Here is a 25,856-nt window from a genome sequence, read left to right as displayed (position 1 = left end):
GATATGGCTGGGCGGCGCAGCAGAAACAACGACATAACGGTCGATATTCTGCTGCGCGCCTATTCTGCCGGCCTGTTTCCCATGGCCGATTCGGCTGATGATCCCGAGCTTTTCTGGGTCGAGCCGGAAATACGCGGTATCATCCCGCTCGATGATTTCCATGTTTCCAAAAGCCTCGCCAAGGCGATGCGCAAGAAGCCGTTCGACATCCGCTTCAACACCGCTTTCGAAGCTGTCATGGCGGGCTGTGCGGCGGAAGCGGCGGACAGGCCAAGCACCTGGATCAACGCCACCATCCGCCGGCTCTATACCGAGCTGCACCAGATCGGCCATGCCCACAGCGTTGAGGCATGGGAGGGTGATGAGCTTGTCGGTGGGCTTTACGGCGTTTCGCTCGGCGCTGCCTTCTTCGGCGAGAGCATGTTTTCCCGCCGCACCAATGCGTCGAAGATTTGCCTCGTGCATCTGGTGGAACGGCTGAGAGCCAGCGGCTTCGTGCTGCTCGACACGCAATTCACCACAGAACATCTGAAGACGTTCGGCGCGATAGACGTGCCGAAGCTGGACTATGCCAGAATGCTCGATCTCGCGGTCAACCGGCCGAGCCTGCAATTCTAGTCTTTACGTTAGGTTATTTGCTTGCCGTAGAGGGAGCCGGAACCTCTGAGTCCTGCTTGCAACCCGTCAGCCACACGTCATAGATCGGGTGCTCCACGGCGTTGAGGCCGGGGCTATCGGCAAACATCCAGCCGGTGAAGATACGGCGGATCTTGCGATCGAGGGTGATTTCGTCGACTTCGACAAAGGCGTCGATCTTTTGCGTTTCCGTCTGGTCGCGGGAATAACAGACCTTCGGCGTTACCTGAAGAGCGCCAAACTGCACCGTCTCGTCGATATAGACATCAAAGGAAGTGATGCGGCCGGTGATCTTGTCGATGCCGGAAAACACTGCGACGCGATTTTCCAGACGGGCGGCGGCGACGGGTGATACAATGAGGACAGCAGAGACCGCCGCAAACAGCGAGACTGTCAGCGCACGCAAAGAACGATCCCGCGTGATTTTCCTCATACGATATGTCTCCAAATATTTGCCTGTGTCGAGACGCCGACCGGATCAACGCCTAAGGGCGGAATGTGGCAAAAACCGGTGAAGCCGGATACAAGCGCGGTGTTTTGCACAACACCGCGCATCGCGATAATTCAGTTGCCGGGGGTCCAGGCGTCGTAGTCGCCGGTCACACGCGGGCGCTCGCCGGCCACGGCCAGCGATCCCTGCGGGCGGTAAGCCTTCGACGAGCCGGTGTGGTTGGGCTGGTGCGGCTTCTGCCAGTCGCGAGCTGTGTAGCTTTCCTGGCTCGGCGGCACGTCGGTGCGGTAGTGCATCCAGCCATGCCAGCCCGGCGGAATGGCCGACGCTTCGGCGTAGCCGTTGTAGATCACCCAGCGGCGCGGCATGCCCCAGGAGGTGGTGCCGCCTTCATAATAGGTGTTGCCCAGCTCGTCCTGTCCGACCTTCTTGCCAAAACGCCAGGTGTGAAACCGCGTTCCGATCGTCTGGCCATTCCACCAGGTGAAGATTTGCGTCAGGAGAGTCTTCATTCTACGTTCCTCGGGCTTGAATGCGCCGCAGCGATTTTCCGTGCACGGCACAAGACATGCTTATGCCGCCCCTCACGGCAATTGTCCAGCATTTCGAGATATATCCGCGCTATTTCAGCTTCATCCTGAAGCCCAGATGCCGCTTCTCGAAACCCAGCCGCTCGTAGAATCGATGCGCGTCCAGCCGGGCCATGTTGGAGGTGAGCTGCGCGGCGTTCACGCCCTGACGGCGGGCTTCTTCCAGGCAATGATTGATCATCACCGCGCCGATGCCGCGACCGCGCATGTCGGCACGCGTCTGCACCGCTTCGATCACCATCGACTTCGCCCCTCGCCCGACCAGCTTGGTCAGGATCGCCGTCTGGAAGGTGCCGACCACCTCGCCATCCAGTTCCGCCACATAAAGCGTTTCACTGGGCGACGCGTCGATCGCCCGGAAGGCGGCAAGATAGTCCGGCTGCGCCGATTCGTCGGCCGTATCGCCATGACCGCCGATCTCATCGGCGGCAAAAATGGCGGCAAGAGCGGGAAGGTCGTCTTCGCGTGCGGTGCGGATAATCAGTTTCTGCAATGTTGCAGTCATCGGGTCAGGCTCTTTTCCATAACGATGCCGGACAAACCTTCGATCCCCGCCATGCGCTCGATTCGGTCCACCTCGACAAATCCGACGCGTTCATAAAAGGCGATTGCGACAGTATTTTTGGGCTCGACTTCAAGACGCATGATTTCCGCATCCGGGAAACAGGTTTCAAGTTCGGCGAAGAGATCGCGGCCGACACCCTGACGCTGAAGATCGGGCGCCACATAAAGCTGGTGCAGCAGCGCGGTCTTCGCCATCTTGGTGGACATGGAGCCGTAGGCCATGCCGCCGATCCGCTTGCCGTCATCGGCCACCAGAAACTCGCCGCCCTTTTTCTCAACGCGGTCCTTCATGGCCTGCGGCGAATGCCAGGCGGCAATCAGCTCGTTCACCTTGTCCGCGCCGTAGATCGCGTCATAGGTGGCGTGCCATGTCGTGGCGAGCAGGGTGCGTACCGGCTCGATATCTCGCAGACCTGCGGTGCGGATGAAAAACATGATGGGGCTCCGTTTTGAAACAGAAATGCCGGGCTTTGATCCCGGCAGAAGTGATGTCAGTCCTTCGTACTCGACGTCATCCTCGGGCTTGTCCCGAGGATCTGAGCACGTTTGACCTTGTGGGTCGTTAGATCCTCGGGACAAGCCCGAGGATGACGAATGAGAGCTGTCGGCCTCAATGCTTCTACGGCAAGAGGCAGCCTCCGCTTACTCGTCCTCGATGCCGAGCTTGGCCTTGACCAGCGCCTGCACCGCCTGCGGGTTGGCCTTGCCGCCCGTCGCCTTCATCACCTGGCCGACGAACCAGCCGGCAAGCGTCGGCTTCGCCTTGACCTTCTCGACCTGATCCGGGTTGGCGGCGATGATATCATCAACAGCCTTTTCGATGGCGCCAGTATCGGTCACCTGCTTCATACCGCGGGCTTCGACGATTTCAGCCGGATTACCGCCCTCGTTCCAGACGATTTCGAACAGGTCCTTGGCGATCTTGCCTGAAATGGTCTCAGCCTTGATGAGATCGATGATACCGCCCAGTTGTTCGGGTGAAACCGGCGTCGTCTCGATGTCCTTGCCGAACTTGTTCAGCGCACCGAGCAGATCGTTGATCACCCAGTTGGCGGCGGTCTTCGCATCGCGACCGGCAGCAACCGCCTCGTAATAATCGGCAATCGCCTTTTCCGAGACGAGGATCGAGGCGTCATAGACCGACAGGCCGAGATCGGCCACGAAACGGGCCTTCTTGTCGTCGGGAAGTTCCGGCAGATCGACCTTCAGCGCCTCGACGAAGGCATCGTCGAATTCGAGCGGCAGCAGGTCCGGATCGGGGAAATAACGGTAGTCATGCGCGTCTTCCTTGGAGCGCATGGAACGCGTTTCGCCCTTACCGGGATCGAACAGGCGGGTTTCCTGATCGATGACGCCGCCATCTTCGAGAATGGCGATCTGACGGCGCGCCTCATATTCGATGGCCTGGCCGACGAAACGGATGGAGTTAACGTTCTTGATTTCGCAGCGCGTGCCGAAACCTTCGCCCGGGCGGCGCACGGAGACGTTGACGTCGGCGCGCATCGAGCCTTCATCCATGTTGCCGTCGCAGGTGCCGAGATAACGCACGATAGAGCGCAGCTTGGTGAGGTAACCCTTGGCCTCGTCCGAGGAGCGCATGTCCGGCTTGGAGACGATTTCCATCAGCGCCACACCTGAACGGTTCAGGTCCACGAAGGACATGGTCGGGTGCTGGTCGTGCATGGACTTGCCGGCGTCCTGCTCCAGATGCAGGCGCTCGATGCCGATCTCGATGTCCTCGAAATTGCCCTGGCGGTCGGGACCCAGCGAGATGGTGATGGTGCCTTCGCCGACGATCGGGTCCTTGAACTGCGAAATCTGGTAGCCCTGCGGCAAATCCGGATAGAAATAGTTCTTACGGTCGAAGATAGAACGGTTGTTGATCTTCGCCTTCAGGCCGAGGCCGGTGCGTACCGCCTGCTTCACGCATTCCTCGTTGATGACGGGAAGCATGCCGGGCATCGCGGCGTCGACCAGCGACACGTTGGAATTCGGCGCATTGCCGAAGGTGGTGGACGCACCGGAAAACAGCTTGGAATTGGAGAGAACCTGCGCATGGACTTCGAGGCCGATCACGATTTCCCAATCGCCGGTGGCGCCGGGAATGAAGCGTTTCGGGTCGGGGGTGCGCACGTCTACAAGGGTCATATGAAGCTCACGATATACGGGTTCTTTGGCCTTGGTGGGTAGAACAAATGCAGCGCGGGCGCAAGACATCTTGCACCCCGTCGCGCCAGACGCGGGATTTTCGCCAGCATCGGATACGTGTTTTTTACGCTTCTCAGTTTCAATTCACGTCATGACCATGATCGCTCTCTGCTTCATGACCTATATCGCCTTCAATCTTTTCGTCTTTCTTGTCTATTGGTGGGACAAGGAAGCTGCGAGAAGCAGCGGTTGGCGCATTCGGGAAAGCACGCTGTTATCGCTTGCTCTCGTGGGCGGCAGCCTGGGCGCGATTTCGGCGCAACGGCTGCTGCGGCATAAAACACGCAAGGAACCGTTCCGCAGCATCCTGCTGTCCATCGTGATATTGCAGGCGGGTCTTGTCGCATCGCTCACCATCATGCCGGACTGGCCGATGCGGCTTGCAGGCGTTCTGAAAACCCTGCTTCAGAATATAGGTCCATAAAGGCCGCTTTCCACCTCGGCCAACTGCTTCTGCAGGCCCACCGATTGCACCTCGCGATCGAGCTTTGGCGCATAGGACACGGAGAGCCAGCGGACGCTATAGCCATGGTGGCGGAAGAAGGCGACGGCCGGTTCGTTCTGGGCGTGGGTTTCAAGCCGGATGGCATCGAAACCCTTCTCCTCTATCAGACGTTCGACGTCGCCCAACAGGCGGCTGCCGATCCCCCTGCGATGAAAATCCGGATCGATCCAGAAATCCGTAATCGCCTCGTCGAAATGTTCCCGCGCCGCCCAACCGGCAGCCGAGCCGCCGAATTCCGCCACGCGGATGGCAAGCCATGACGAGCGGGTGAAATTGGAAAAGGCGCTGGCCGCATTGTCGTAAAGCGTGGATGTGATGCCAAGCGCCGCGGTCGCCTGCCGCCATGCCCTGAGGCCGATGGTCGCGAGAACCTCCGCTTCCTGCTCATGCGCATTGCGAATGACGATCAAGCCGCGCCCTCCATGGCCGTGGAAAGTAGAACATCGGTGGCGCGATTCGGCCAGTGTGGTTTCGCTGTGCTCACAGCAGACTTGACCGTGCCCGCCTTGCCCCATATCCAGAACTGGCAAGAACGGAGTTTTTATGTTCGCTCAATCGGAGTCCCGGTAACGGCCCTGCCCGCAAGTTTCTTGCGCGCCGGGCCAGATGAAACCGAGCCGGCTGCCTTAAAGGCACCCGGGTTTGCTTTCACGCGTCTAGATGACGCCGACCGGACTTCCAAAAATGGACATTTCCCGCGCCGAACAGCGCATTCTTCACCTGCTCGCCCAAGGCGGCAGAATTGAACTCGTTCGAGACGATACCCGCAAAATCGAAAAAATCACGCTTTATACGCGCGACGGCTGGATTTTCGGCGGTCTCGATCTCCCCACCTTCCGCAAGCTGAAACAGAAGAGAGCGATAGCCTCTTCCGGCGGCAAGCCTTACCGCATCACCACACGCGGCCTGGAACTGGTGCGGGGTGAGCTGGACAATCGCTGAAGTAAAAACGGGCGGCATTTGATGCCGCCCGTTCTTGTACAAAACTTGGTGGATGGCTTCACCACCACTTGGCGGGCGTGAACTTGCCGGCGGCCTGTTCGATGGCATGTGCCGTCTTGAACAGCGTTTCTTCCTCGAAAGGCTTGCCGATGAGCTGCAGGCCAAGCGGCAGACCCTTGCCGTCGAGACCGGCCGGGACCGAAAGGCCTGGAAGGCCAGCCATGTTGACGGTGATGGTGAAAACGTCCTGCAAGTACATCTTCACCGGATCGGAGGCGAGTTCCTCGTCACCGACAGCGAAGGCGGAAGACGGCGTGATCGGCGCCAGGATGGCATCTACGCCCTCATGGAAGACGTTTTCGAAGTCGCGCTTGATGAGGGTGCGGACCTTCTGCGCCTTGAGGTAATAGGCGTCGTAATAACCGGCCGAAAGCACGTATGTGCCGACCATGATGCGGCGCTGCACTTCCTTGCCGAAACCGGCGGCGCGGCTCTTTTCGTACATGTCGGCAATGTCCTTGCCGTCGACGCGCAGGCCGTAGCGCACGCCATCATAACGGGCAAGGTTGGACGAGGCTTCGGCGGGGGCGACAATGTAATAGGCGGGAAGCGCGTATTTGGTGTGCGGCAGCGAGATATCGACCACTTCCGCGCCGGCATCGCGCAGCCACTCGACGCCCTTGGCCCAGAGCTTTTCGATCTCTTCCGGCATGCCATCGACGCGGTATTCCTTGGGGATGCCGATTTTCAGGCCCTTCAGCGACTGACCGATGGCCTTTTCATAATCCGGCACCGGCAGATCAACGGAGGTCGTATCCTTGGCATCGACGCTTGCCATGGTCTTCAGCAGGATTGCCGCGTCACGCACGTCACGGGCAATCGGGCCAGCCTGATCGAGCGAGGAAGCATAGGCGACGATGCCGAAGCGCGAGCAGCGACCATAGGTGGGCTTGATGCCGACAGTACCGGTGAAGGCCGCCGGCTGGCGGATGGAGCCGCCTGTGTCGGTTGCGGTCGCGCCGGCGCAGAGATGCGCGGCAACGGCAGCGGCCGAACCGCCGGAGGAACCACCGGGAACGAGCTTCTGCTCGGAACCGTTGGCGCGCCACGGGTTGATGACCGGGCCGTACCAGGAGCTTTCATTCGACGAGCCCATGGCGAATTCGTCCATGTTGAGCTTGCCGAGCATGACGGCGCCCTGATCCCAGAGGTTCTGGGTGACGGTCGATTCGTATTTCGGCTTGAAGCCATCGAGAACATGCGAGCACGCCTGCGTGTGCACGTCACGGGTGGCGAAAAGGTCTTTCACGCCGAGCGGAATGCCTTCCAGCTCGCCCGCCTTGCCGGCGGCGATACGCTCGTCGGAGGCGCTGGCCATCTCGCGGGCCTTTTCAGGCGTCGTCACGACATAGGCGTTCAGCGCGCCATTGGCCGCATCGATGGCGGAGAGATAGGCGTCGGTCAGCTCGAGGGCGGAAAATTCTTTTGCCTTCAGCTTTTCGCGGGCTTCGGCAATGGTCAGGCTCGTCAGGTCGGTCATGGTCGGCAACGGCTTTCGAAAATCTCGGAAAAATCAGGCGGCAAACTGCGGTCGGATTATTCGACCACTTTCGGGACCATGAAGAAGTCCCGGTCGGTCGCAGGCGCATTGGCAACAATGTCTTCCGCCTTGTTGCCGTCGGTCACCACATCGGCGCGCTTTTTCATCTCCACCGGCGTGACTGAGGTCATAGGCTCGACGCCGTCGACATTCACTTCCGAAAGCTGCTCCACGAAACCGAGTATGCCGTTCAGCTGGCCGAGCATATTCTGTGCTTCTTCTTCGCTGACAGCGATACGGGCAAGGCGCGCAACGCGCTTTACGGTGGCGAGATCGACGGACATGGTTTTACTCCGATGGGATATTTCCCATTCGCTATAATCACCATGTCCGTCCTTCGCAACGGTAGAAAGCATGTCGCGTCAAACTGCGGAGCGGTTTTGCGGCAACGACATGCTCTTCAGGGAGCTTTAGAAGGACAACGTATCGCCCGCCTTCGGCGTGTGGACACGCGCTTCCGAGCCTTCCATGCCGGCCACGAACTTGTCCGGCGTCTGATCGATGATCGGGAAGGAGCCGTAGTGGCAAGGAAGGACATTCTGGAACTTGAAAAAGCGCTGGCAGGCGAGCGCCGCCACGGCACCGCCCATGGTGAAGCGATCACCGATCGGCACCAGGCCGATATCCGGCTGGTGCAGTTCATTGATGAGTTTCATGTCGGAGAAGATGTCGGTGTCGCCCATGTGATAGACGGCCGGGCCGTCCTCGAAATGCAGCATCAGACCGTTGGCATTGCCGAGCGAATGAGAGACGCCATCTTCGGTGATCTGTGCCGAGGAATGCAGCGCATTGGTGAAGGTGACGGAAAAACCGTCGAAATGCACGGTCCCGCCGGTATTGCCCATATCGACTTTCGCGACACCCTTTGCGGACAGCCAGGCGGCAAGATCGGCATTCGCCAGTACGGTGGCTCCCGTTTCGCGGGCAAGCTGCACGGTATCGCCGACGTGGTCGCCATGGCCGTGGGTCAGGAGAATATGGGTGATGCCTTCGGCCGCCGATTTGCCATCCTGCCCGGCAAAACCGGGATTGCCGGTGAAGAACGGATCGATGAGTATCTTCGCGCTGCCGTTTTCAAGACGGAAGGCGGAATGGCCGAGCCAGGTGATTTTCATGGGAAGTTCTCCTTTGTATTGCCGGTATATTATGACATAGGACGGCCTGAACAACCGCACTACCGATATTTCAGAGAGGCGACAATGGCCGCGGATAATGACGATTACGTGTATGACGAAGCGAGCGGCGAATGGCGGCCGGCTTCCAAACTGGCCGCCGAGGCGGCCCGTGCAAAGGAAGTGCGTGATGCCGCCGGCAATGTGCTTGAAGATGGCGATTCCGTGACGCTGATCAAGGACTTGAAGGTCAAGGGCACCAGCACGGTCATCAAGCAGGGCACCGTGATCAAGTCGATCCGCCTGACCGACAATCCCGAAGAGATCGATTGCAGGCATGATGCGGTCAAGGGTCTGGTGCTGCGCACCGAATTCGTCCGTAAAAGATAAAGGCAACACGCGATATGGCAACACTCACCATCGAGGAACTGGCGCAGACGCTGCAGCCCGCACAGGCGATTGCCGGCCTCGACCTCGGTACGAAGACCATCGGGCTTGCCATGTCGGACCTCTCACGTCGTTTCGCGACGCCGCGCCCAGTCATCAAGCGGGTGAAATTCACGCAGGATGCGCAGGTGCTGCTGGCTTTTGCGGAAAAGGAGAAAGTTGCCGCCTTCGTCATCGGCCTGCCGATAAATATGGACGGATCAGCCGGACCACGCGCGCAGGCGACGCGCGCCTTCGTGCGCACCATGGGCGAAAAAACCGCCCTGCCCTTTATTTACTGGGATGAGCGGCTTTCAACCGTCGCGGCAGAGCGGGCGCTTCTGGAGATGGATGTCTCACGCGCCAAGCGGGCCGAACGCATCGATTCGGCGGCCGCGAGTTTCATTCTTCAGGGCGCGCTGGACAGGCTTTCCGCGCTGACCCGCGCGGCCGACTGACGGCCCTGCCACCAGGCAGCGATCTGCTTTCTCTTGCGGTAAGCGAGGATCGCAAAAACGATCAGGCTATCGACCGCTATGGCGCGGGCGACCATTGGCGGCAGGTTTTCCGGTGGAATGCCGAGAATATTGCCGTAAATCTCGAACACCAGGTCATGGGTCTGACGCGTGAGCATGTAGAAGCCAAAGCTCATGTCGTAATAGGAAAGCCAGTACCAGCTGCCCAGCAGCGCGACAGGACCGGCCCAGAGGATCAAAAACCACTTCATGCCGTCTGCCCCCGCACAAAAAACGTATCGGGAATGCCAGCAAGCACCGCCCAGCGCACCGCAGCCATCAGGCATAGGTTGAGCGCTGGCGCGTCAATATCCAACGGCAGCATAGCAAAAAACGTCATCATGACGCCCAAGGCTGTCCAGCGGTTCACTTGCGGCTCCCTTATGCGCAGTCATTGCGCATGGTTAACATTTCGTTAATTCACACTGGACCCGCCGTCATGGCGAGGCAAATGAAAGCTGTCATTATGGTTAACGACGGGCGGGCGACATGTGGAAAACAATATGCCCTTGTGAACGGACGGAACACCGGACGGTTGCGCGCCCGGTGAAAACATGGCTGATTTTTCACTAACGTCGCGCCTGCCTCGGGTGCCTCCACCCGCCGCGGCAACTTCAGTCAGCCGTAAACGCCGCGCACCAGCCTTTTGACGGCGGTGGTGATCTTATCCCAGTCCTTATCGGATTTGAGCGGCACGCCGGCAAACTGGCCGCTGGTGGCCGCGGAAATGACGAGATGCTGGATGGCGGCAAACAATACGGCGTTGACGGCAGCGGTATCTACGCCCCTGGGAGCCGCAAGCGAGCCGCGCATGCGCTCCAGCCATTTGCCCAGCGACTTGGCGCGGGCTTCGGCCAGCTGGCGGACCTGCGGCGAACCATCCGAAACTTCCCAGGCAATGATCTTGCAGACGAGCGGGTCGCTGCGCAGCGCGTCGATAAAATAAAGCGCCAGCTTTTCCATGAGATCGCCGTAGGTCAGCAGAAACATGCCGCCGGTGTCTTCGGGAATACGATCCTTGACCCAGGAGCCGAGATCCTCGCCGATCGCCTCGATCAGACCATCAAGGCCGCCGAAATATCGATAGATCAGCTGCTTGTCGCAGCCGGCGCGGCGGGCGACGGCATTGATGCCGAACCCCTGGAACCCCTCTTCGGCAAGCAGCGACCGCGCCGCATTAAAAATCGCCTTCTCGGTCTGAGCACGGTCCTTGATGCGCTTTTCCGGTCTGTCGGCTGAAATCGCCTCTGCGGTCGCCAGCATGATTCCCTACCCGTTTTCTGAAAGGCCTTTTGAAGGGGTTAACAAAGCATGAAGGGAAGAACAATGTGGGTGGGTGGATGGTGAGAAGGTTCCTGTGGATGACGGGCCCGCCATACCGTTTTCAATACGCAACAGGGACGCCTCCAGACATTCTCAGAAAGTAATATCACCATAATCGTCCGGAAGATGGCGCTCGATTTCCATCGAATCGTGAAGAACGCGACCGACACCCACCAAACCGGGTCGTAGTGCACGATAGAGTAACAGATGCCTCGGATTTTTAACGAGGCCCGTTTCGCTTTTTGCCCGCTCACGACTATAACGCAGGTGGTAGCTACGCACGTCTTCACCAAGTTCAGCGCGAATATTCGTGCCGGCGCGTAGCGGATCAATAGCAACATCACGCAATGCTGTTGCAAGCAACTTTTCGTAGCGTTTTCTCGCTGCAGTTCCAAACGTCGCGTGTGTCCATCCCAGAATTTCAATGATGTCCGATTGTGCGGCATCGGACAGACGATACGTTGTCATTTGTCGTCGGACTTGGTCAGGCGCACTTCAGCCTCGCGCCCGAAAGCGGAAATGAAATCGTCAAGGGCATCATCCGAAACATCGATATAACGTCCCTGGTCAAGGTCGGCGAAGCCCTGTTGCGCCGCGACCTTCAGGGCTTCCAGTCTGGTTGCCTCAAGAAGCTCTCGCTTCTCAATTAACCGTAAGCCTTCACGCAGCACTTCACTGGCGTTTTGATAGCGGCCGGATTTGACGAGCTCGTCTATGATCTCTTCGTGATGCTGTGTCAGGACGACGTTACGCGTTGGCATCGGGGCCTCCACCACACTTCATTTACGCCTAGCAATAGCACCGATTGGCATAATCTGCCAATATCATTCCAAAGCCATGCCAAACCAGACGCTGCCGGGCGTTTCGTGGCTGTCGAGGCGCTTGAACCCGCGAGTTTCCCAGAACCGCATGCCGGCATGGTTGCGTTCGCTGGCGCCGAGGTGGATGCCGTAGACGGTGTTCTGCCTTGCCATGTCCAGCCAGCGGGACAGAAGCCGGGTGCCGCCGCCCTTGCCCTGCGTGCGTGGCAGGAGGTTCATGTGGATATGAGCCGGAAAGGGATCGGCAAGCCAGGAGGGCGTGTTGCGTGGATGATGGATGAAATGGGCGCGGCGCTGGTCGGCGTCCCATGTCTGCGGGTCGCCGCCGGGATCGGGATAAAGGGCGCGCAGATGCGGCCACCACTCCTGCTCCAGCCGTTGCTCGTGCAAGACTGTATCGAGCGCGCCGGCGATGTAGCCGCAGACACCCTCCTCATCCTCGGCCACGAAAACGGCATCGGGCCAGAGGCGCAGATAGGGCGCGGAATAGATATGCCCCACCATACGGCCATCATTGTAGAGCGGGGTGGCATCCTGCCCGGCATCGCCGGTGGCAAGGCTTATGGCGTAAAGCGCGTCTTCATCTTCAGGGCGGGCGGAGCGGAAGGTCAGCATTTGCAGGCGCCCTCCATCTTCGTGCGCGGACACGCGCCAGCCGTCTGAAAGACAGGAATACTCCCCACGCCAACGCATTTTCTCAAATCCGATACCCCTCCCACAGGGACTGCAAAAAATAGCCCTCCACCCTTTATCCGTCAGGATGCGGGCGGATACAATAAATCGATTATATAATTCGGATCGAAGCGGGAATCGAGCATGCCGTAAGTGTGCCGCCAGCCGCCTGCGAGACGGGTTTCGAGGAAGGCATCGGCGATCTTGCCGGCGCCCAGACGGCAAAGCTCGGCGGCAGCGGCCGCAAGCGCGAACTGCTCCACCAGCAGGCGGGCTGCCCCTTCGTCGCGTTCTGCAAGGGCGATCGCGGCACGCAACACATCGGTGGTCTTCTTGCCGGCAGGTCCGAGATCGCGCTCCAGCGTCTGGAAGACGAGATCGAACAAATCCTTGCCGCGCTGGAGAACCCGCAGCACATCCAGCGCCATGACGTTGCCGGACCCTTCCCAGATGGCGTTAACAGGCGCTTCGCGATAGTGACGGGCAATCGGCCGCTCTTCGACGTAGCCGTTGCCACCAAGGCATTCCATGGCCTCATAGATAAGCGCCGGCGCGATCTTGCAGCACCAGTATTTGACGATAGGCGTCATGACGCGGGCATAAGCGGCTTCTGCCGGATTGTTGCGGGCGGCGTCGAAGGCCGTTGCCAGCCGGAAAGAGAGCGCCGTGGCAGCGGCCACATCCAGCGCCATATCGGCAAGAACGCGGGTCATGATCGGTTGGCTGACCAGCATCTTGCCGAAAACCGAACGGCCGCGGGCGAAATGAACGGCTTCGGCAAGGGAAGCGCGCATCATGCCAGCGGACGCCAGCGCACAATCCAGCCGCGTCAGCGTCACCATATCGAGGATGGTGCGAATACCGCTGCCGGGATCGCCGAGCAGATAACCGAAAGCATCGGTGAACTCGACTTCGGCCGACGCATTGGAGCGGTTACCGAGCTTGTCCTTCAGGCGCTGGAAATGCAGGCCGTTCTTTGAACCGTCTTCGAGATAACGCGGCACCAGGAAGCAGCCCATGCCGTCGCCCATCTGGGCCAGCATCACGAAGCCGTCGCTCATCGGCGCGGAGAGGAACCATTTGTGGCCGGAGAGGCGATAGATGCCCTCGCCCACGCGCTCGGCCGTGGTGCGGTTGGCGCGCACGTCCGTGCCGCCCTGCTTTTCCGTCATGCCCATGCCGACGGTGACGGCGGTTTTCTGCAGGGCCGGTTTCTGCGAGCTGTCATATTTGCGCGACAGGATCTTCGGCATCCACTCCTTCTGCACCCGCGGCGAGGTCATGATGGCGGCAACCGAAGCGCTCGTCATGGTCAGCGGGCAGAGATGCCCTGCCTCCAGCTGCGAGGTGAGGTAGAATTTCGTGGCGCGGGCCTTGTGCTCACTCCCGCGCGTATCGGGGGAATTCTCCCAGACGCTGGAGTGCAGACCTGATGACATGGAACGGCGCATCAGCGCATGCCAGGCGGGATGGAATTCCACCTGGTCGAGACGTTCGCCGCGCGGGCCGTGGGTATGCAGCTGCGGCACGCCCTGATTGGCCATGCGCGCCAGTTCCTGCGCCTCATGCGAGGTGACGTAACGGCCGAGCTGGTCGTACTCGTCCCTCAGATTGCGCGACAGGCCGGAGGTGAGATCGACGATCAGCGGATCGGAACGATAGGCGTTGATACCGGACCAGAGGCTAGGCTGGTTCAGTTCGGCGAGCGTTTCTTCTGTCCGGGAATTCTGGGTCATCCGCTGCTTCTAGCTGTTTTGTACTGGCATTGCATAGTGGGGTGATATTGCATAATTCCGCCCACAGGAAGCGATTGAGACGATTAAGCCGCCGCTTTCAGTATTTTTCGGGAGAGGCCGATTTAAGTCCGCAGCGGCGAGAATGCCAGACACGTTTCCGGCAAGATGCAGCGACAAAACCCGATACACTTCCGCAAGCGGCCCCTTATATCCATACCTATCGCGGCCTGCGACAGCCAGTCTGACTGGTTGTGCACGTGCCATCGCGCGCATTCCGCTTAATCCACCACCTGATGTGGAACCTGCCATAGGCTTTTTTGGTTCGCCACATGCTGAAAGCCTGCACAGGAGGAAACCATGGAGGCGAGTGCGAAGAAGCTCTTCGAGCGATATGAACGATTTTTCAACACATCTCTCAAAGGTGACATAAATGCGGAGGAGATCGAATCCCTCTATGCATCCGACTTCATCACCGCTTCCCCAGCCGGTGTCATGACCGGAAAAAACGATGACAACCTCAAGGAGGCCATGACGAAGGCTTATGAGCGTTATCGGGTCATAGGAACGGAGGGAATACGTATCCGCGATATCCGCATTTCCGCGATCGATGACCATCATTGTATTGCGCATGTGTCCTGGACAGCGAACTTTACCCGAAAAGGACAATCGAATGTCGCAATCGATTTCGACGTTCATTATTTCGTTCAGACACTGGATGGCGAACCGAAGGTTTTCGGCTGGGTATCGGGTGACGAGCAGGCGCTCCTGAAGGAACACGGTATTGCCTGACGGTGCAGAACGATGGACACCATCTTTGCCGGGTTGGGGAAACATCGCCGTGTTTTCATTTCAGCGGTTACGGGCGCTTGCCCCGCGACCATGCAATCTCTATAGAGCGCAGGACCGAATTCCGCGGCACTCCTGAGGCGTGTTCACAGCGAATGGAGCGCACGGATCAGCATTCGGGCGTTCCGGGCATTTTCACGGGAAAATGCGGCGCCCGTCAGGAGGCAAACCGCATGGTCTTCTTCCCCCATCGCCATCTCCTCGGCATCAAGGGGCTTTCCCATCAGGATATTACCCTGCTTCTCGACAAAGCCGACGAGGCGGTGAAAATCAGCCGCCAGCGCGAGAAAAAGACCTCGACGCTGCGAGGCCTGACGCAGATCAACCTGTTCTTCGAAGCCTCGACGCGCACGCAATCCTCCTTCGAGCTGGCCGGAAAGCGCCTTGGCGCAGACGTGATGAACATGTCAGTCGGCAACTCCTCGGTGAAGAAGGGCGAAACGCTGATCGATACGGCGATGACGCTGAACGCCATGCGCCCGGATGTGCTGGTGGTTCGCCATTCGTCGGCCGGTGCCGCAGCGCTGTTGGCACAAAAGGTCGCCTGCTCCGTGGTCAATGCCGGCGACGGCCAGCACGAGCACCCGACACAGGCGCTGCTGGATGCGCTGACCATCCGCCGCGCCAAGGGCGAGCTTTCCGGTATCACGGTCGCGATCTGCGGTGACGTGCTGCATTCGCGCGTCGCCCGCTCCAATATCATTCTTCTCAACCAGATGGGTGCGCGGGTTCGCGTTGTCGCCCCCGCCACGCTTCTGCCCTCCGGCATTCGCGATATGAGCGTGGAAGTCTTCCACGACATGAAGGAAGGGTTGAAGAATGCCGATGTGGTGATGATGCTGCGCCTGCAGCGCGAGCGCATGTCCGGCTCCTTCGTGCCTTCGGTGCGCGAATATTTCCATTATTACGGTCTCGACGCCGAAAAGCTGAAAGCGGCGAAGGAAGATGCGCTGGTCATGCACCCCGGCCCGATGAACCGTGGCGTGGAAATCGCCTCCGAAGTGGCGGACGGTCCGCAGAGCGTTATCGAAAGCCAGGTGGAAATGGGGGTTGCTGTGCGCATGGCTGTGATGGAAACCCTGCTTGTCTCGCAAAATCAGGGTGAGCGCGTATGAGTGCCGTGACCGTTCTCAAGAACCTCCGCATCGTCGATCCCTCCCGCAATCTGGATGAGACCGGCAGCATCGTCATCGGCGCCGATGGCACCATTCTCGCAGCAGGCAAGGATGGGCACAATCAAGGCGCGCCTGATGGTGCGACGGTGCGCGACTGCAAGGGGCTGCTGGCCGTTCCCGGTCTGGTGGATGCCCGCGTCTTTGTCGGCGAACCCGGCGGCGAACATCGTGAAACCATCGAATCCGCCTCGCGCGCGGCAGCGGCCGGCGGCGTCACCAGCATTATCGTGATGCCGGACACCGACCCCGTAATCGATGACATTGCGCTGGTCGAATATGTGAAGAAGACGGCGCGCGACAAGGCAATCGTCAATGTCCACCCGGCAGCGGCCCTGACCAAGGGCCTCCGCGGCGAGGAGATGACCGAGTTCGGCATGTTGAAAGAAGCCGGTGCGGTGGCCTTCACCAATGGCCGCAAGGCGCTTTCCGACACGCTGGTGCTGCGCCGCGCCATGACCTATGCCCGCGAACTGGGTGCTGTGATCGCGCTCGAGACCCGCGACAAATATATCGGCGGCGGCGACATGAACGAGGGGCTTTTTGCAAGCTGGCTCGGGCTGTCAGGCGTTCCGAAAGAAGCCGAAATCATTCCGCTGGAGCGTGACCTGCGCATTGCCGGCCTGACGCAGGCGATCTACCACGCCGCTAAGATTTCCGTACCGGAATCGGCAGAGGCGATCCGTGTCGCCCGGCAGCGGGGTGTGAAAGCCACCTGCGGCATCTCGATCAATCATCTGACACTGAACGAGAACGATATCGGCGAATACCGCACCTTCTTCAAGCTTTCGCCGCCGCTGCGCGCCGAAGACGACCGCAAGGCCATGGTGGAAGCGCTGAAGGACGGTACCATCGATATTATTGTCTCCTCACACGATCCGCAGGATGTCGATACCAAACGCCTGCCGTTTTCGGATGCGGCGAGCGGTGCGGTGGGGCTGGAAACCATGCTGGCGGCAGCACTACGTCTTCACCATAGCGGCGAAGTTCCGCTGATGCGGCTGATCGATGCGCTTTCCACCCGCCCGGCAAAGATTTTCGGTCTCGACGCTGGAACGCTTAAAGCCGGTGCGAAGGCCGATATCACGCTGATCGATCTCGATGAGCCATGGCTCGTGGCACGCGACCAACTGGTGTCGAAATCCAAGAATACGCCTTTCGAAGATGCCCGTTTCAGCGGCCGTGCTGTCGCCACTTATGTGGCTGGCAAAGCCGTTCATTCCTTGGCATAAGATCACGGCAAGAGATCACGCTGACAGCGCGACAGAGGGGACGTTTGAATGAGTGCTTTGACTGACTGGCAGACGGCGCCTGCCCTTCTCGCGCTGGCAGCGCTGATCGGCTATCTGCTTGGCTCCATCCCCTTCGGCCTCATCCTCACCCGTATGGCGGGGCTGGGTGACGTGCGCAAGATCGGTTCGGGCAATATCGGCGCCACCAATGTGCTGCGCACCGGCAACAAGAAGCTCGCCGCCGCGACCCTGCTGCTCGACGCGCTGAAGGGCACCGCGGCGGTGCTGGTCGCCAATGCGCTCTGGGGTTACGAGGCGTCGCTGGTCGCCGGTTTCTTCGCCTTTCTCGGTCATCTGTTTCCGGTGTGGCTCGGCTTCAAGGGCGGCAAGGGCGTCGCCGTCTATATCGGCGTCCTTCTCGGTGCGGCACCGCTGATGATGCTGGCCTTCGCGCTGATCTGGCTCGCAACCGCGTTCATCACCCGCTACTCCTCGCTGTCGGCACTGCTGGCCATGCTGATCATTCCCGTCGCGCTCTGGGTGCTCGGTCCTGAAAAGACGGCACTGCTGGTGACGCTGCTCAGCGTAATTTCCTGGTGGAAACATCGCGAGAATATCAAGCGTCTGATGGCCGGCACCGAAAGCAGGATCGGTAAAAAGGGCTAAACCCCATCTTGAGGATATGCCATGCCGCATGAGGAAACGACACGGCAGGGCATAGAGCTTTCCGCACGGCAGCGAGTCGCATGGCTGCGGCTGATCCGCAGTGACAATATCGGCCCCGTCACCTTCCGCGAACTCATCAATCATTTCGGCAGCGCCGAAAAGGCGCTGGATGCCCTGCCCGAGCTTTCAAAGCGCGGCGGCTCCTCCCGCAGCCCGCGCATCGCCACGCCGTCGGAGGCGGAAGGCGAAATCGAAACGGCCGAAAAATTTGGTGCACGTTTCGTGGGTATCGGCGAACCGGATTATCCGCCTGCCCTGCGGCAGCTCGATGGCGCACCGCCGCTGATCGCCATGAAGGGGTCGACGGACGCGGCGACAAGAGCCTGCATCGGCATCGTGGGTTCGCGCAACGCGTCGATCAACGGCGCGAAATTTGCTGCCATGCTGGCACGCGACTGTGGACGGGCCGGTTATACGATTGCATCAGGACTGGCGCGCGGCATCGATGCGGCCGCGCACCGGGCAAGCCTTGCAACCGGCACGGTGGCGATGCTGGCCGGCGGTCTCGACCGGCCCTACCCGCAGGAAAATTTCGGGCTTTTGCAGGACATATACGATCAGGGCGGCGCGACGATCAGCGAAATGCCCTTTGGCTGGGAACCGCGCGCCCGCGATTTCCCGCGCCGCAACCGGTTGATCGCGGGCGTTTCGCTCGGCGTCGTCATCGTGGAGGCGGCGGAGCGTTCGGGTTCGCTGATTACGGCGCGGCTTGCCGGCGAAGCGGGTCGTCTGGTTTTTGCCGTGCCCGGCTCCCCGCTCGATGCACGCTGCGAAGGCACCAACCGGCTGATCAAGGAAGGCGCCATGCTGACCACGGGCGCTGCCGATATTCTCGAAGCGCTGCGACCACTGATGGAGCCGCAATTGCCCTATGACCGCAAGATCGAGGAACCGCGCTCCGACGAAGACATGTCACCGCCCGGAGATGATGAGCGCAGCGTCATCGCTTCCGCACTCGGCCCCTCGCCCGTCGAGATTGACGACATCATCCGCCATACGGGTTTTTCCGCTGCCAGCGTTCATCTGGTGCTGCTGGAGCTTGATATAGCCGGGCGTCTAAACCAGCATGCCGGGGGGCGTGTTTCGCTGGTCGTCGCGGATTGACAGTTTGCGTCGCCCGCTCTGGATATCGCCGACTTCGACATAGGCCATCTCGATCAGGTAACACAGCATGTCGGCGCCCTCGCGGCTGGCGACCTGGCGCAGCTCCGCCAGCATCTGGCGAATGTAAGCCAAGCTCTCTTTGGTCCCTTCATTATCGGCATTATTGTTTGTTGCGTTCGGGACCATATATTTATCCTGGAAAGTCAGCCTGAAACGGGAAGCATTAAGTCTGTTCAAATGATGTTGCCCATCATAACCAATTTACCAAAGATTGCAATACAACGATAGATTATCCATAGGTTGCAATCGCCTGGATGCGATAAATTCGGGCTTGCCTCTTGACCCGCGGGCATTACCTGTCCATGTCGAATTATAAAGAAGGCCAATTGCGGCACCGCGCCGCGACCGGGGCCACGTTAACGGACCAGTTCCAGAGAAGAACAATATGAATGTCGTTGTCGTAGAATCTCCTGCCAAAGCCAAGACGATCAACAAGTATCTTGGTTCGGGCTATAAGGTTCTTGCATCCTTTGGTCACGTCAGAGACCTTCCCGCCAAGGATGGATCGGTGCTGCCCGACCAGGATTTCGAGATGTCCTGGGAAGTCGACAGCGCATCCGCCAAACGCATGAAGGATATTGCCGATGCGGTAAAATCCTCTGATGGCCTGTTTCTCGCAACCGACCCTGATCGCGAAGGTGAGGCCATTTCCTGGCACGTTCTCGATCTTTTGAAGAAGAAGCGCGTTCTCGGCGACAAGCCGGTAAAGCGCGTGGTCTTCAACGCCATCACCAAGAAGGCGGTTCTGGACGCCATGGCGAACCCGCGCGACATCGACGTGCCGCTGGTCGACGCCTATCTCGCCCGCCGTGCACTGGATTATCTCGTCGGCTTCAACCTCTCTCCCGTTCTGTGGCGCAAGCTGCCGGGCGCGCGTTCCGCCGGCCGTGTGCAGTCGGTTGCGCTGCGTCTTGTCTGCGACCGTGAATCCGAGATCGAGCGTTTCGTCTCCGAAGAATATTGGAACATCAGCGCGCTTTTGAAGACACCGCGCGGTGACGAGTTCGAGGCGAAGCTGGTTTCGGCCGACGGCAAGCGGCTGCAAAGCCGCGGGATCAAGACCGGCGAAGATGCAAACCGGCTGAAGGTGCTGCTGGAAGGCGCGACCTATGTTGTCGACACGGTCGAGGCAAAGCCCGTCAAACGTAATCCCGGCCCGCCCTTCACCACCTCGACGCTTCAGCAGGCCGCGTCTTCGCGCATGGGCTTTGGTGCCTCGCGGACGATGCAGGTAGCGCAGAAGCTTTATGAAGGCATCGATATCGGCGGAGAAACCGTCGGCCTGATCACCTATATGCGTACCGACGGCGTGCAGATAGCGCCGGAGGCGATCGATGCTGCCCGCCTCGCCATCGGCGAGCAGTTCGGAGAGCGTTACGTGCCGGAAAAGGCGCGCTTCTATTCCACCAAGGCCAAGAACGCCCAGGAAGCGCACGAAGCGATCCGCCCGACCGATTTCACGCGCACGCCGGACCAGGTGAAGCGTTATCTCGATGCCGACCAGCTACGCCTTTACGACCTGATCTGGAAGCGCGGTATCGCCAGCCAGATGGCGTCCGCAGAAATCGAGCGAACAACGGTCGAAATCCTCGCGGACAAGAACGGTGAGAAGGCCGGCCTGCGCGCCGTCGGTTCCGTCATCCGGTTCGACGGCTTCATTGCCGCCTATACCGACCAGAAGGAAGATGGCGAACAGAGCGACGATGGTGACGACGAAGGCCGTCTGCCGCAGATCAATGCGCGCGAAAATCTCGCCAAGCAGAAGATCAATGCCAGCCAGCACTTCACCGAACCGCCGCCGCGTTATTCGGAAGCCTCGCTCATCAAGAAGATGGAAGAGCTCGGCATCGGCCGTCCTTCCACCTACGCCGCGACGCTGAAGACGCTGAGCGACCGCGAATATATCGTCATAGACAAGCGCAAGCTGATCCCGCATTCGCGTGGACGGCTGGTGACGGCTTTCCTTGAGAGCTTTTTCACCAAATATGTGGAATACGACTTCACCGCCGCTCTCGAAGAAAAGCTCGACCGCATTTCGGCCGGCGAGCTGGACTGGAAGCAGGTGCTGCGCGATTTCTGGAAGGATTTCTTCGCGCAGATCGAAGATACCAAGGAACTGCGCGTTACCAACGTGCTTGATGCGTTGAACGAGGTTCTGGCGCCGCTGGTCTTCCCCAAGCGCGAGGATGGATCGGATCCGCGCATCTGTCAGGTTTGCGGCACGGGTAATCTTTCGCTGAAGCTCGGCAAATACGGCGCTTTCGTTGGTTGCTCCAACTATCCGGAGTGCAATTTTACCCGCCAGCTCACCTCCGATGGTGCGGAAGCGGATGCTGCGGCCTCTAACGAGCCGAAAGCACTCGGTGCCGATCCGATGACCGGCGAGGAGCTGACGCTTCGGTCCGGCCGCTTCGGACCCTATATCCAGCGCGGCGATGGCAAGGAAGCCAAGCGTTCCTCACTGCCCAAGGGCTGGAAGCCTGAGGATATCGACCACGAAAAGGCGCTGGCGCTCATCAATCTGCCGCGCGATATCGGCAAACATCCGGAAACTGGCAAGATGATCTCTGCCGGTCTCGGTCGCTACGGACCCTTCCTTCTGCATGACGGTTCCTATGCGAACCTCGAAAGCATCGAGGACGTGTTCTCGATCGGCCTCAACCGCGCCGTGACCGTCATTGCCGAAAAGCAGGCCAAGGGACCGGGCCGCAGCGGCACGCCGGCCGCGCTGAAAGAACTGGGCGACCATCCCGATGGTGGTGCCATCACCGTTCGCGACGGGCGTTATGGCGCTTACGTCAACTGGGGCAAGGTCAACGCCACCATTCCGAAGGGGCAGGACCCGGCTTCTGTGACATTGGACGAGTCGCTGGTGCTGATCGCCGAGCGCATCGCCAAGACCGGCACCGGCGGCAAGCCCGCCAAGGCCAAGAAGACCACCGCCAAGAAGGCCGATAGTGAAGCAGCGGCAAAGCCGAAAACCACCAAGGCCAAGGCGGCAACCAAGAGCAAGGCGGCCGCCAAGCCGAAGGCAGCGGCCAAAACCAAGAAGGCAGCAGAGTGAGCAAGGCGCCACGTCAGAGACAGGGTTCCGCCAGTGACGGTTTCGGACGCACCGGGCGCGGCAAGCGGGTGAGCGAAGGTGAAGGCATCATCCATGGTGAGGTGCCTTCCCGCGAAGTGCTGCTAAAATTCATCGCCGACCATCCGCAGCAGGCTTCCAAACGCGAAATCGCCAAGGCTTTCGGGCTGAAGGGCGAAAACCGCATCGTTCTGAAAGCCCTGCTGAAGGAACTCGAAGTCGATGGCATGGTGCACAAGAGCCGCAAGTCGCTGACGCGGCCAGGCGGCTTGCCGCCCGTCACGGTTCTCGACATCACCACCCGCGACAAGGACGGCGAATTGATCGGCCGGCCGGCGGAATGGCCGGAGGATATGGGTGCTGCACCCGCCGTGCTGATCCGCCAGTCTTCGCAGGATCGCGGCAAGAAGGCTCCCGCCGCCGGTCTCGGTGACCGCATTCTGGCAAAGATTTTCCCTTCCAAGGACACCGTCGGCCCGGCCTATACGGCCCGTGTCGTGAAGCTCATCGACCGTCGCCAGAACGCGCTGCTTGGCGTGTTCAAGCAGACGGAAGGCGGCGGCGGACGGCTGATGCCGATCGACCGGCGCGGCGAAGAAATGGTCATCGATCCCGATGGTGTCGGCGATGCCAAGGACGGCGATCTGATCGAGGTGGAAACCTCTCGCAATAGCGGCCGTTACGGCCTGACGCGGGCAAAGGTTCTGTCCGTCGTCGGCTCGGTCGCCTCGGAAAAGGCGATCTCGATGATCGCCATTTATGCGCATGGCATTCCGCATATCTTCCCGTCGAATGTTCTGGCGGAAGCCGATGCGGCCAAGGCAGCGACCATGTCGCACCGCGAGGACTGGCGCAACCTGCCGCTCATCACCATCGATCCTGCCGACGCCAAGGACCATGACGATGCGGTCTATGCCGAACTGGACCCCTCGCCCGACAATCCTGACGGTGTCATCGTCACCGTCGCCATTGCCGATGTCTCCTGGTATGTGCGGCCGGGCGCGCCACTCGACCGCGAGGCGCTGAAGCGCGGCAACTCGGTCTATTTCCCCGACCGTGTCGTGCCGATGCTGCCGGAACGCATCTCCAATGATCTCTGCTCGCTGAAGGAAGGCGTCGACCGTCCGGCCCTTGCCGTGCGGATGACGTTCTCCAAGGAAGGCCGCAAAGCGGGCCACACCTTCCATCGCATCATGATGAAGAGCGCGGCCAAGCTCTCTTACCAGCAGGCGCAGGCGGCGATCGACGGCAACCCCGACGACAAGACCGGCACGCTGCTGGAGCCGATCCTCAAGCCGCTGTGGCATGCCTATGCGGTGATGAAGCGCGGCCGCGACCGCCGCCAGCCGCTTGAACTCGACATGCCGGAGCGCAAGATCCAGCTGCGGCCCGACGGCACGGTGGATAAGGTCGTCATTCCCGAACGCCTCGATGCGCACAAGCTGATCGAAGAAATGATGATCCAGGCGAATGTCGCCGCCGCCGAGACATTGGAAACGAAAAAGCAGCGGCTGGTCTACCGCGTGCACGACGCCCCGACACTCTCCAAGCAGGAGGTGCTGCGCGAATTCCTTGGTACCATCGGCATTTCCATGGCCAAGGGTGTGGCAATGCGCGCCAACTCCTTCAACGGCATTCTGGCACGCGCGCTCGACACGCCGCACCAGATCATGGTCAACGAGATGGTGCTGCGCAGCCAGAGCCAGGCGATTTACAGCCCCGAAAATATCGGCCATTTCGGCCTCAACCTGATGAAATACGCGCATTTCACCTCACCGATCCGCCGTTATGCCGATCTCATCGTGCATCGTGCGCTGGTGGGCTCGCTGGGACTTGGCGAAGGCGGTATCACGCCGCAGGAAGAAGCGACGCTGGACGATATCGCCGCAGAAATCTCGACCTTCGAGCGCCGCGCCATGGCGGCCGAGCGCGACACCGTCAACCGGCTGATCGCGCATCATCTTTCCGAACGGGTGGGCGAGGAATTCGAGGGCCGCGTCGGCGGTGTCACCAAGGCGGGACTATTTGTCGCGCTGCCGCAGTTTGGCGCTGATGGCTTTGTTCCTATATCTACACTCGGAACCGATTATTTCTTCTATGATGAAGCCCATCAGGCTCTGACGGGGGAAAAGACCGGTCTCGGTTATCAGCTTGGCGACACGGTTCAGGTACGGCTTGCAGAAGCGGTGCCTCTTGCGGGCGCATTGCGTTTTGAAATGCTGAGCCCTGGGCGTAAGATGCCGGTCGGCTCGCGGTCGTTCCACAAGGCAGGCCGGCGGACATCGCGTCCTGGCGCGAAGCCCGGAACGCGGCCGCCCAGAGGGCGACGGTAGGACGACGCTAACAAGACCGCGAAGCGGTTCAAGAACGGGAGAAGGACTTAAGGATGAGTGCACATCAGGGCTCGGAAACGGTCACCTTCGGAGACAGCAGCGCGGAGAGGCCGCTTGGCCGCTCGATCATGCGGGGCATTGCCAACCGCTGCCCGGCCTGCGGCAGCGGCCGCCTGTTCCGGGCTTTCCTGAAGCCGGTGGATGCCTGTGCGGCCTGCGGTGAAGAAATGCATCATCACCGTTCGGACGACCTGCCGCCTTATATCTCCATCGTCATCATCGGCCATATCGCCGTTGGCGGCTTCATGATGACGGATATGATCCTGAACATTCCCATGTGGGCGCATTTTGCCATCTGGGTGCCGATCACCATTCTGGCTGCACTTTTGACGCTGCAACCCATCAAGGGCGGCGTCATCGGCCTGCAATGGGCGCTGCGGATGCACGGCTTCGACCGAAAACAACCAAAAGTGCAGATAGACGGCTCTTCTCACTGACCGTGGGCCGGACTTTGCATGAACCTCAGCGCGCCCGGGATGCCGAGACGGTGCACGCGCCTCTGCGGCCGCGCGATGCCGCCTCACTCATCCTGTTCGACCGTTCCGGCCCGCAACTCAGGGTGCTGATGGGTCAGCGCAGCAACGCCCATGTCTTCATGCCGGGCACTTACGTGTTTCCGGGCGGCAAACGCGATCCGCGCGACCATGCGCTGCCCTTTTCCGGCGATCTGCATCCCGCCGTCCTCCGTAGCCTCACCGCTTCCGCGGCGCGCCGTCTCAGTTCCGCCGGTGCAAGAGCTCTGGCGCTTGCGGCTGCGCGTGAGCTTTTCGAGGAAACGGGCGTGGATCTCGGATTGGGCGCCGGAGGTCCGGATCTTTCCCGTTTCAGATATGTTGCACGCGCCATCACGCCGCCCGGCAATGTGCGGCGCTACGACACGCGGTTCTTCTGCTGTTATAGCGACGAGTTGGGGCTCGATGTCCGGCTAACCCGTGATTCCAATGAACTCTCCAACGTGCAATGGCTTGACATGACAGACCTTTCCGGTCTGAACATGCCCAAAATCACACGCACGGTTCTCGAAGATGTCACAAAACTCATGATAGGTGATCCCTCACTGCCATTTGAAAGCCCCGCGCGGCTCTACGTCACGCGCCACGGCCGGTTCATTCGAGAGTTTGTATAAAGGCCGTCATGTCA

General features: G+C 60.1%; 31 protein-coding genes. 14 read left to right on the top strand and 17 right to left on the bottom strand.

The window, feature by feature from the left end; genetic code table 11:
* The first annotated feature begins 3 nt into the window (after nt 1-3).
* A complete protein-coding gene (gene aat, locus NYR50_RS04805; RefSeq protein ID WP_418136930.1) occupies nt 4-618 on the top strand; it encodes a leucyl/phenylalanyl-tRNA--protein transferase in 615 nt (204 codons plus the stop codon).
* Between the two features lie 13 nt (nt 619-631).
* Here the strand turns inward: aat and NYR50_RS04800 are convergent, their stop codons facing one another.
* From NYR50_RS04800 to gatB, 5 genes are all read right to left on the bottom strand, one after another.
* A complete protein-coding gene (locus NYR50_RS04800) occupies nt 632-1,069 on the bottom strand; it encodes a DUF2155 domain-containing protein (protein ID WP_006312621.1) in 438 nt (145 codons plus the stop codon).
* A gap of 131 nt (nt 1,070-1,200) precedes the next feature.
* Nucleotides 1,201-1,599 (bottom strand): NADH:ubiquinone oxidoreductase subunit NDUFA12, encoded by a 399-nt coding sequence (locus NYR50_RS04795; protein WP_006312623.1) that lies wholly within the window; start codon nt 1,597-1,599, stop codon nt 1,201-1,203.
* A gap of 109 nt (nt 1,600-1,708) precedes the next feature.
* Nucleotides 1,709-2,182 carry an N-acetyltransferase family protein gene (locus tag NYR50_RS04790; protein WP_418136928.1) on the bottom strand — a complete coding sequence of 158 codons (474 nt, stop codon included), beginning with the start codon at nt 2,180-2,182 and terminating at the stop codon, nt 1,709-1,711.
* A complete protein-coding gene (locus tag NYR50_RS04785; protein WP_418136927.1) occupies nt 2,179-2,676 on the bottom strand; it encodes an N-acetyltransferase family protein in 498 nt (165 codons plus the stop codon). The genes NYR50_RS04790 and NYR50_RS04785 overlap by 4 nt, the downstream gene beginning before the upstream one ends.
* A 207-nt stretch (nt 2,677-2,883) precedes the next feature.
* The gene (gene gatB / locus NYR50_RS04780) at nt 2,884-4,389 is read right to left on the bottom strand and encodes an Asp-tRNA(Asn)/Glu-tRNA(Gln) amidotransferase subunit GatB (RefSeq protein WP_418136926.1); all 1,506 of its coding nucleotides are present in this window, start codon (nt 4,387-4,389) and stop codon (nt 2,884-2,886) included.
* A gap of 151 nt (nt 4,390-4,540) precedes the next feature.
* On the opposite strand from gatB, the gene NYR50_RS04775 reads away from it, so the two are divergent.
* Nucleotides 4,541-4,873: a DUF1294 domain-containing protein gene (locus NYR50_RS04775; protein WP_418136925.1), complete on the top strand. Its 333-nt coding sequence runs from the start codon at nt 4,541-4,543 to the stop codon at nt 4,871-4,873.
* On the opposite strand, the gene NYR50_RS04770 is transcribed toward NYR50_RS04775, so the two are convergent.
* A complete protein-coding gene (locus NYR50_RS04770; RefSeq protein WP_418136924.1) occupies nt 4,855-5,364 on the bottom strand; it encodes an N-acetyltransferase family protein in 510 nt (169 codons plus the stop codon). The genes NYR50_RS04775 and NYR50_RS04770 overlap by 19 nt on opposite strands.
* Nucleotides 5,365-5,638: 274 nt before the next feature.
* On the opposite strand from NYR50_RS04770, the gene NYR50_RS04765 reads away from it, so the two are divergent.
* Nucleotides 5,639-5,896, top strand: a complete 258-nt coding sequence (locus tag NYR50_RS04765; RefSeq protein WP_174008283.1) for a YjhX family toxin — start codon at nt 5,639-5,641, stop codon at nt 5,894-5,896.
* Nucleotides 5,897-5,954: 58 nt separating this feature from the next.
* Here the strand turns inward: NYR50_RS04765 and gatA are convergent, their stop codons facing one another.
* The 3 genes from gatA to NYR50_RS04750 form a co-directional block, all read right to left on the bottom strand.
* Complete coding sequence (gatA, locus tag NYR50_RS04760) at nt 5,955-7,436, bottom strand: Asp-tRNA(Asn)/Glu-tRNA(Gln) amidotransferase subunit GatA (protein WP_418136923.1); 1,482 nt, start codon at nt 7,434-7,436, stop codon at nt 5,955-5,957.
* Nucleotides 7,437-7,492: 56 nt separating this feature from the next.
* Entirely contained in the window at nt 7,493-7,780 is a 288-nt protein-coding gene (gene gatC, locus NYR50_RS04755; protein ID WP_003496362.1) for an Asp-tRNA(Asn)/Glu-tRNA(Gln) amidotransferase subunit GatC, read from the bottom strand.
* Between the two features lie 126 nt (nt 7,781-7,906).
* On the bottom strand, nt 7,907-8,611 hold the full coding sequence (locus NYR50_RS04750) for a metal-dependent hydrolase (protein WP_269710429.1): 705 nt from the start codon (nt 8,609-8,611) through the stop codon (nt 7,907-7,909).
* 84 nt (nt 8,612-8,695) lie between these two features.
* Here NYR50_RS04750 and NYR50_RS04745 point away from each other — a divergent pair, with 84 nt between their 5' ends.
* Together NYR50_RS04745 and ruvX are read left to right on the top strand one after the other, a co-directional pair.
* Complete coding sequence (locus tag NYR50_RS04745) at nt 8,696-8,998, top strand: alkylphosphonate utilization protein (RefSeq protein ID WP_418136922.1); 303 nt, start codon at nt 8,696-8,698, stop codon at nt 8,996-8,998.
* Nucleotides 8,999-9,012: 14 nt separating this feature from the next.
* Nucleotides 9,013-9,492: a Holliday junction resolvase RuvX gene (gene ruvX / locus NYR50_RS04740; RefSeq protein WP_010971538.1), complete on the top strand. Its 480-nt coding sequence runs from the start codon at nt 9,013-9,015 to the stop codon at nt 9,490-9,492.
* Here ruvX and NYR50_RS04735 read toward each other — a convergent pair.
* From NYR50_RS04735 to NYR50_RS04705, 7 genes are all read right to left on the bottom strand, one after another.
* On the bottom strand, nt 9,444-9,761 hold the full coding sequence (locus NYR50_RS04735; RefSeq protein WP_010972656.1) for a DUF6105 family protein: 318 nt from the start codon (nt 9,759-9,761) through the stop codon (nt 9,444-9,446). The genes ruvX and NYR50_RS04735 overlap by 49 nt on opposite strands.
* Nucleotides 9,758-9,919, bottom strand: a complete 162-nt coding sequence (locus tag NYR50_RS04730) for a hypothetical protein (protein WP_158523269.1) — start codon at nt 9,917-9,919, stop codon at nt 9,758-9,760. Before NYR50_RS04730 ends, NYR50_RS04735 begins: the two co-directional genes overlap by 4 nt.
* 248 nt (nt 9,920-10,167) lie before the next feature.
* Nucleotides 10,168-10,812 (bottom strand): TetR/AcrR family transcriptional regulator, encoded by a 645-nt coding sequence (locus NYR50_RS04725; RefSeq protein ID WP_080809212.1) that lies wholly within the window; start codon nt 10,810-10,812, stop codon nt 10,168-10,170.
* A gap of 153 nt (nt 10,813-10,965) precedes the next feature.
* Nucleotides 10,966-11,340 (bottom strand): type II toxin-antitoxin system RelE/ParE family toxin, encoded by a 375-nt coding sequence (locus NYR50_RS04720; protein WP_418136921.1) that lies wholly within the window; start codon nt 11,338-11,340, stop codon nt 10,966-10,968.
* A complete protein-coding gene (locus tag NYR50_RS04715) occupies nt 11,337-11,633 on the bottom strand; it encodes a type II toxin-antitoxin system ParD family antitoxin (protein WP_418136920.1) in 297 nt (98 codons plus the stop codon). Before NYR50_RS04715 ends, NYR50_RS04720 begins: the two co-directional genes overlap by 4 nt.
* 63 nt (nt 11,634-11,696) lie before the next feature.
* Complete coding sequence (locus NYR50_RS04710) at nt 11,697-12,308, bottom strand: GNAT family N-acetyltransferase (RefSeq protein ID WP_418136919.1); 612 nt, start codon at nt 12,306-12,308, stop codon at nt 11,697-11,699.
* Nucleotides 12,309-12,448: 140 nt separating this feature from the next.
* A complete protein-coding gene (locus NYR50_RS04705) occupies nt 12,449-14,101 on the bottom strand; it encodes an acyl-CoA dehydrogenase family protein (protein WP_418136918.1) in 1,653 nt (550 codons plus the stop codon).
* 357 nt (nt 14,102-14,458) lie between these two features.
* Between NYR50_RS04705 and NYR50_RS04700 the strand changes: the two genes are divergently transcribed.
* The 5 genes from NYR50_RS04700 to dprA all read left to right on the top strand — a co-directional run bounded on the left by NYR50_RS04700 (nt 14,459) and on the right by dprA (nt 19,181).
* Nucleotides 14,459-14,890: a nuclear transport factor 2 family protein gene (locus tag NYR50_RS04700; protein ID WP_418136917.1), complete on the top strand. Its 432-nt coding sequence runs from the start codon at nt 14,459-14,461 to the stop codon at nt 14,888-14,890.
* A gap of 230 nt (nt 14,891-15,120) precedes the next feature.
* A complete protein-coding gene (locus NYR50_RS04695; protein ID WP_003502441.1) occupies nt 15,121-16,062 on the top strand; it encodes an aspartate carbamoyltransferase catalytic subunit in 942 nt (313 codons plus the stop codon).
* On the top strand, nt 16,059-17,351 hold the full coding sequence (locus tag NYR50_RS04690; RefSeq protein ID WP_418136916.1) for a dihydroorotase: 1,293 nt from the start codon (nt 16,059-16,061) through the stop codon (nt 17,349-17,351). The genes NYR50_RS04695 and NYR50_RS04690 overlap by 4 nt, the downstream gene beginning before the upstream one ends.
* A gap of 48 nt (nt 17,352-17,399) precedes the next feature.
* The gene (gene plsY / locus NYR50_RS04685; RefSeq protein ID WP_418136914.1) at nt 17,400-18,017 is read left to right on the top strand and encodes a glycerol-3-phosphate 1-O-acyltransferase PlsY; all 618 of its coding nucleotides are present in this window, start codon (nt 17,400-17,402) and stop codon (nt 18,015-18,017) included.
* A 21-nt stretch (nt 18,018-18,038) separates the two neighbouring features.
* Nucleotides 18,039-19,181, top strand: a complete 1,143-nt coding sequence (dprA, locus tag NYR50_RS04680) for a DNA-processing protein DprA (RefSeq protein WP_418136913.1) — start codon at nt 18,039-18,041, stop codon at nt 19,179-19,181.
* On the opposite strand, the gene NYR50_RS04675 is transcribed toward dprA, so the two are convergent.
* Nucleotides 19,134-19,367, bottom strand: coding sequence for a hypothetical protein (locus tag NYR50_RS04675; protein ID WP_418136912.1), 234 nt, complete (start codon nt 19,365-19,367; stop codon nt 19,134-19,136). The genes dprA and NYR50_RS04675 overlap by 48 nt on opposite strands.
* 259 nt (nt 19,368-19,626) lie before the next feature.
* Between NYR50_RS04675 and topA the strand changes: the two genes are divergently transcribed.
* The 4 genes from topA to NYR50_RS04655 all read left to right on the top strand — a co-directional run bounded on the left by topA (nt 19,627) and on the right by NYR50_RS04655 (nt 25,842).
* Entirely contained in the window at nt 19,627-22,305 is a 2,679-nt protein-coding gene (topA, locus tag NYR50_RS04670) for a type I DNA topoisomerase (RefSeq protein ID WP_418136911.1), read from the top strand.
* The gene (gene rnr, locus NYR50_RS04665; protein WP_230057957.1) at nt 22,302-24,656 is read left to right on the top strand and encodes a ribonuclease R; all 2,355 of its coding nucleotides are present in this window, start codon (nt 22,302-22,304) and stop codon (nt 24,654-24,656) included. Before topA ends, rnr begins: the two co-directional genes overlap by 4 nt.
* Before the next feature lie 53 nt (nt 24,657-24,709).
* Entirely contained in the window at nt 24,710-25,153 is a 444-nt protein-coding gene (locus NYR50_RS04660; protein ID WP_418136910.1) for a DUF983 domain-containing protein, read from the top strand.
* Nucleotides 25,154-25,215: 62 nt separating this feature from the next.
* Complete coding sequence (locus NYR50_RS04655) at nt 25,216-25,842, top strand: NUDIX hydrolase (RefSeq protein ID WP_418137253.1); 627 nt, start codon at nt 25,216-25,218, stop codon at nt 25,840-25,842.
* Nucleotides 25,843-25,856: the final 14 nt, after the last annotated feature.

The organism is Agrobacterium sp. El2ro-1b, assembly GCF_048298475.1.
Classification (GTDB): Bacteria; Pseudomonadota; Alphaproteobacteria; order Rhizobiales; family Rhizobiaceae; genus Agrobacterium; species Agrobacterium fabrum.
Note: the sequence above shows the minus strand (reverse complement) of the source record. Positions and strands in the feature narration are given on the sequence as shown.

Excerpts from the sequence above, each read along its gene's own strand:
- aat (WP_418136930.1), top strand. The coding sequence starts at position 4 with ATGGCTGGGCGGCGCAGCAGAAACAACGACATAACGGTCGATATTCTG.
- NYR50_RS04800 (WP_006312621.1), bottom strand. The coding sequence starts at position 1,069 with ATGAGGAAAATCACGCGGGATCGTTCTTTGCGTGCGCTGACAGTCTCG.
- NYR50_RS04795 (WP_006312623.1), bottom strand. The coding sequence starts at position 1,599 with ATGAAGACTCTCCTGACGCAAATCTTCACCTGGTGGAATGGCCAGACG.
- NYR50_RS04790 (WP_418136928.1), bottom strand. The coding sequence starts at position 2,182 with ATGACTGCAACATTGCAGAAACTGATTATCCGCACCGCACGCGAAGAC.
- NYR50_RS04785 (WP_418136927.1), bottom strand. The coding sequence starts at position 2,676 with ATGTTTTTCATCCGCACCGCAGGTCTGCGAGATATCGAGCCGGTACGC.
- gatB (WP_418136926.1), bottom strand. The coding sequence starts at position 4,389 with ATGACCCTTGTAGACGTGCGCACCCCCGACCCGAAACGCTTCATTCCC.
- NYR50_RS04775 (WP_418136925.1), top strand. The coding sequence starts at position 4,541 with ATGACCATGATCGCTCTCTGCTTCATGACCTATATCGCCTTCAATCTT.
- NYR50_RS04765 (WP_174008283.1), top strand. The coding sequence starts at position 5,639 with ATGGACATTTCCCGCGCCGAACAGCGCATTCTTCACCTGCTCGCCCAA.
- gatA (WP_418136923.1), bottom strand. The coding sequence starts at position 7,436 with ATGACCGACCTGACGAGCCTGACCATTGCCGAAGCCCGCGAAAAGCTG.
- gatC (WP_003496362.1), bottom strand. The coding sequence starts at position 7,780 with ATGTCCGTCGATCTCGCCACCGTAAAGCGCGTTGCGCGCCTTGCCCGT.
- NYR50_RS04750 (WP_269710429.1), bottom strand. The coding sequence starts at position 8,611 with ATGAAAATCACCTGGCTCGGCCATTCCGCCTTCCGTCTTGAAAACGGC.
- NYR50_RS04745 (WP_418136922.1), top strand. The coding sequence starts at position 8,696 with ATGGCCGCGGATAATGACGATTACGTGTATGACGAAGCGAGCGGCGAA.
- ruvX (WP_010971538.1), top strand. The coding sequence starts at position 9,013 with ATGGCAACACTCACCATCGAGGAACTGGCGCAGACGCTGCAGCCCGCA.
- NYR50_RS04735 (WP_010972656.1), bottom strand. The coding sequence starts at position 9,761 with ATGAAGTGGTTTTTGATCCTCTGGGCCGGTCCTGTCGCGCTGCTGGGC.
- NYR50_RS04725 (WP_080809212.1), bottom strand. The coding sequence starts at position 10,812 with ATGCTGGCGACCGCAGAGGCGATTTCAGCCGACAGACCGGAAAAGCGC.
- NYR50_RS04720 (WP_418136921.1), bottom strand. The coding sequence starts at position 11,340 with ATGACAACGTATCGTCTGTCCGATGCCGCACAATCGGACATCATTGAA.
- NYR50_RS04715 (WP_418136920.1), bottom strand. The coding sequence starts at position 11,633 with ATGCCAACGCGTAACGTCGTCCTGACACAGCATCACGAAGAGATCATA.
- NYR50_RS04710 (WP_418136919.1), bottom strand. The coding sequence starts at position 12,308 with ATGCTGACCTTCCGCTCCGCCCGCCCTGAAGATGAAGACGCGCTTTAC.
- NYR50_RS04705 (WP_418136918.1), bottom strand. The coding sequence starts at position 14,101 with ATGACCCAGAATTCCCGGACAGAAGAAACGCTCGCCGAACTGAACCAG.
- NYR50_RS04700 (WP_418136917.1), top strand. The coding sequence starts at position 14,459 with ATGGAGGCGAGTGCGAAGAAGCTCTTCGAGCGATATGAACGATTTTTC.
- NYR50_RS04695 (WP_003502441.1), top strand. The coding sequence starts at position 15,121 with ATGGTCTTCTTCCCCCATCGCCATCTCCTCGGCATCAAGGGGCTTTCC.
- NYR50_RS04690 (WP_418136916.1), top strand. The coding sequence starts at position 16,059 with ATGAGTGCCGTGACCGTTCTCAAGAACCTCCGCATCGTCGATCCCTCC.
- plsY (WP_418136914.1), top strand. The coding sequence starts at position 17,400 with ATGAGTGCTTTGACTGACTGGCAGACGGCGCCTGCCCTTCTCGCGCTG.
- dprA (WP_418136913.1), top strand. The coding sequence starts at position 18,039 with ATGCCGCATGAGGAAACGACACGGCAGGGCATAGAGCTTTCCGCACGG.
- NYR50_RS04675 (WP_418136912.1), bottom strand. The coding sequence starts at position 19,367 with ATGGTCCCGAACGCAACAAACAATAATGCCGATAATGAAGGGACCAAA.
- topA (WP_418136911.1), top strand. The coding sequence starts at position 19,627 with ATGAATGTCGTTGTCGTAGAATCTCCTGCCAAAGCCAAGACGATCAAC.
- NYR50_RS04660 (WP_418136910.1), top strand. The coding sequence starts at position 24,710 with ATGAGTGCACATCAGGGCTCGGAAACGGTCACCTTCGGAGACAGCAGC.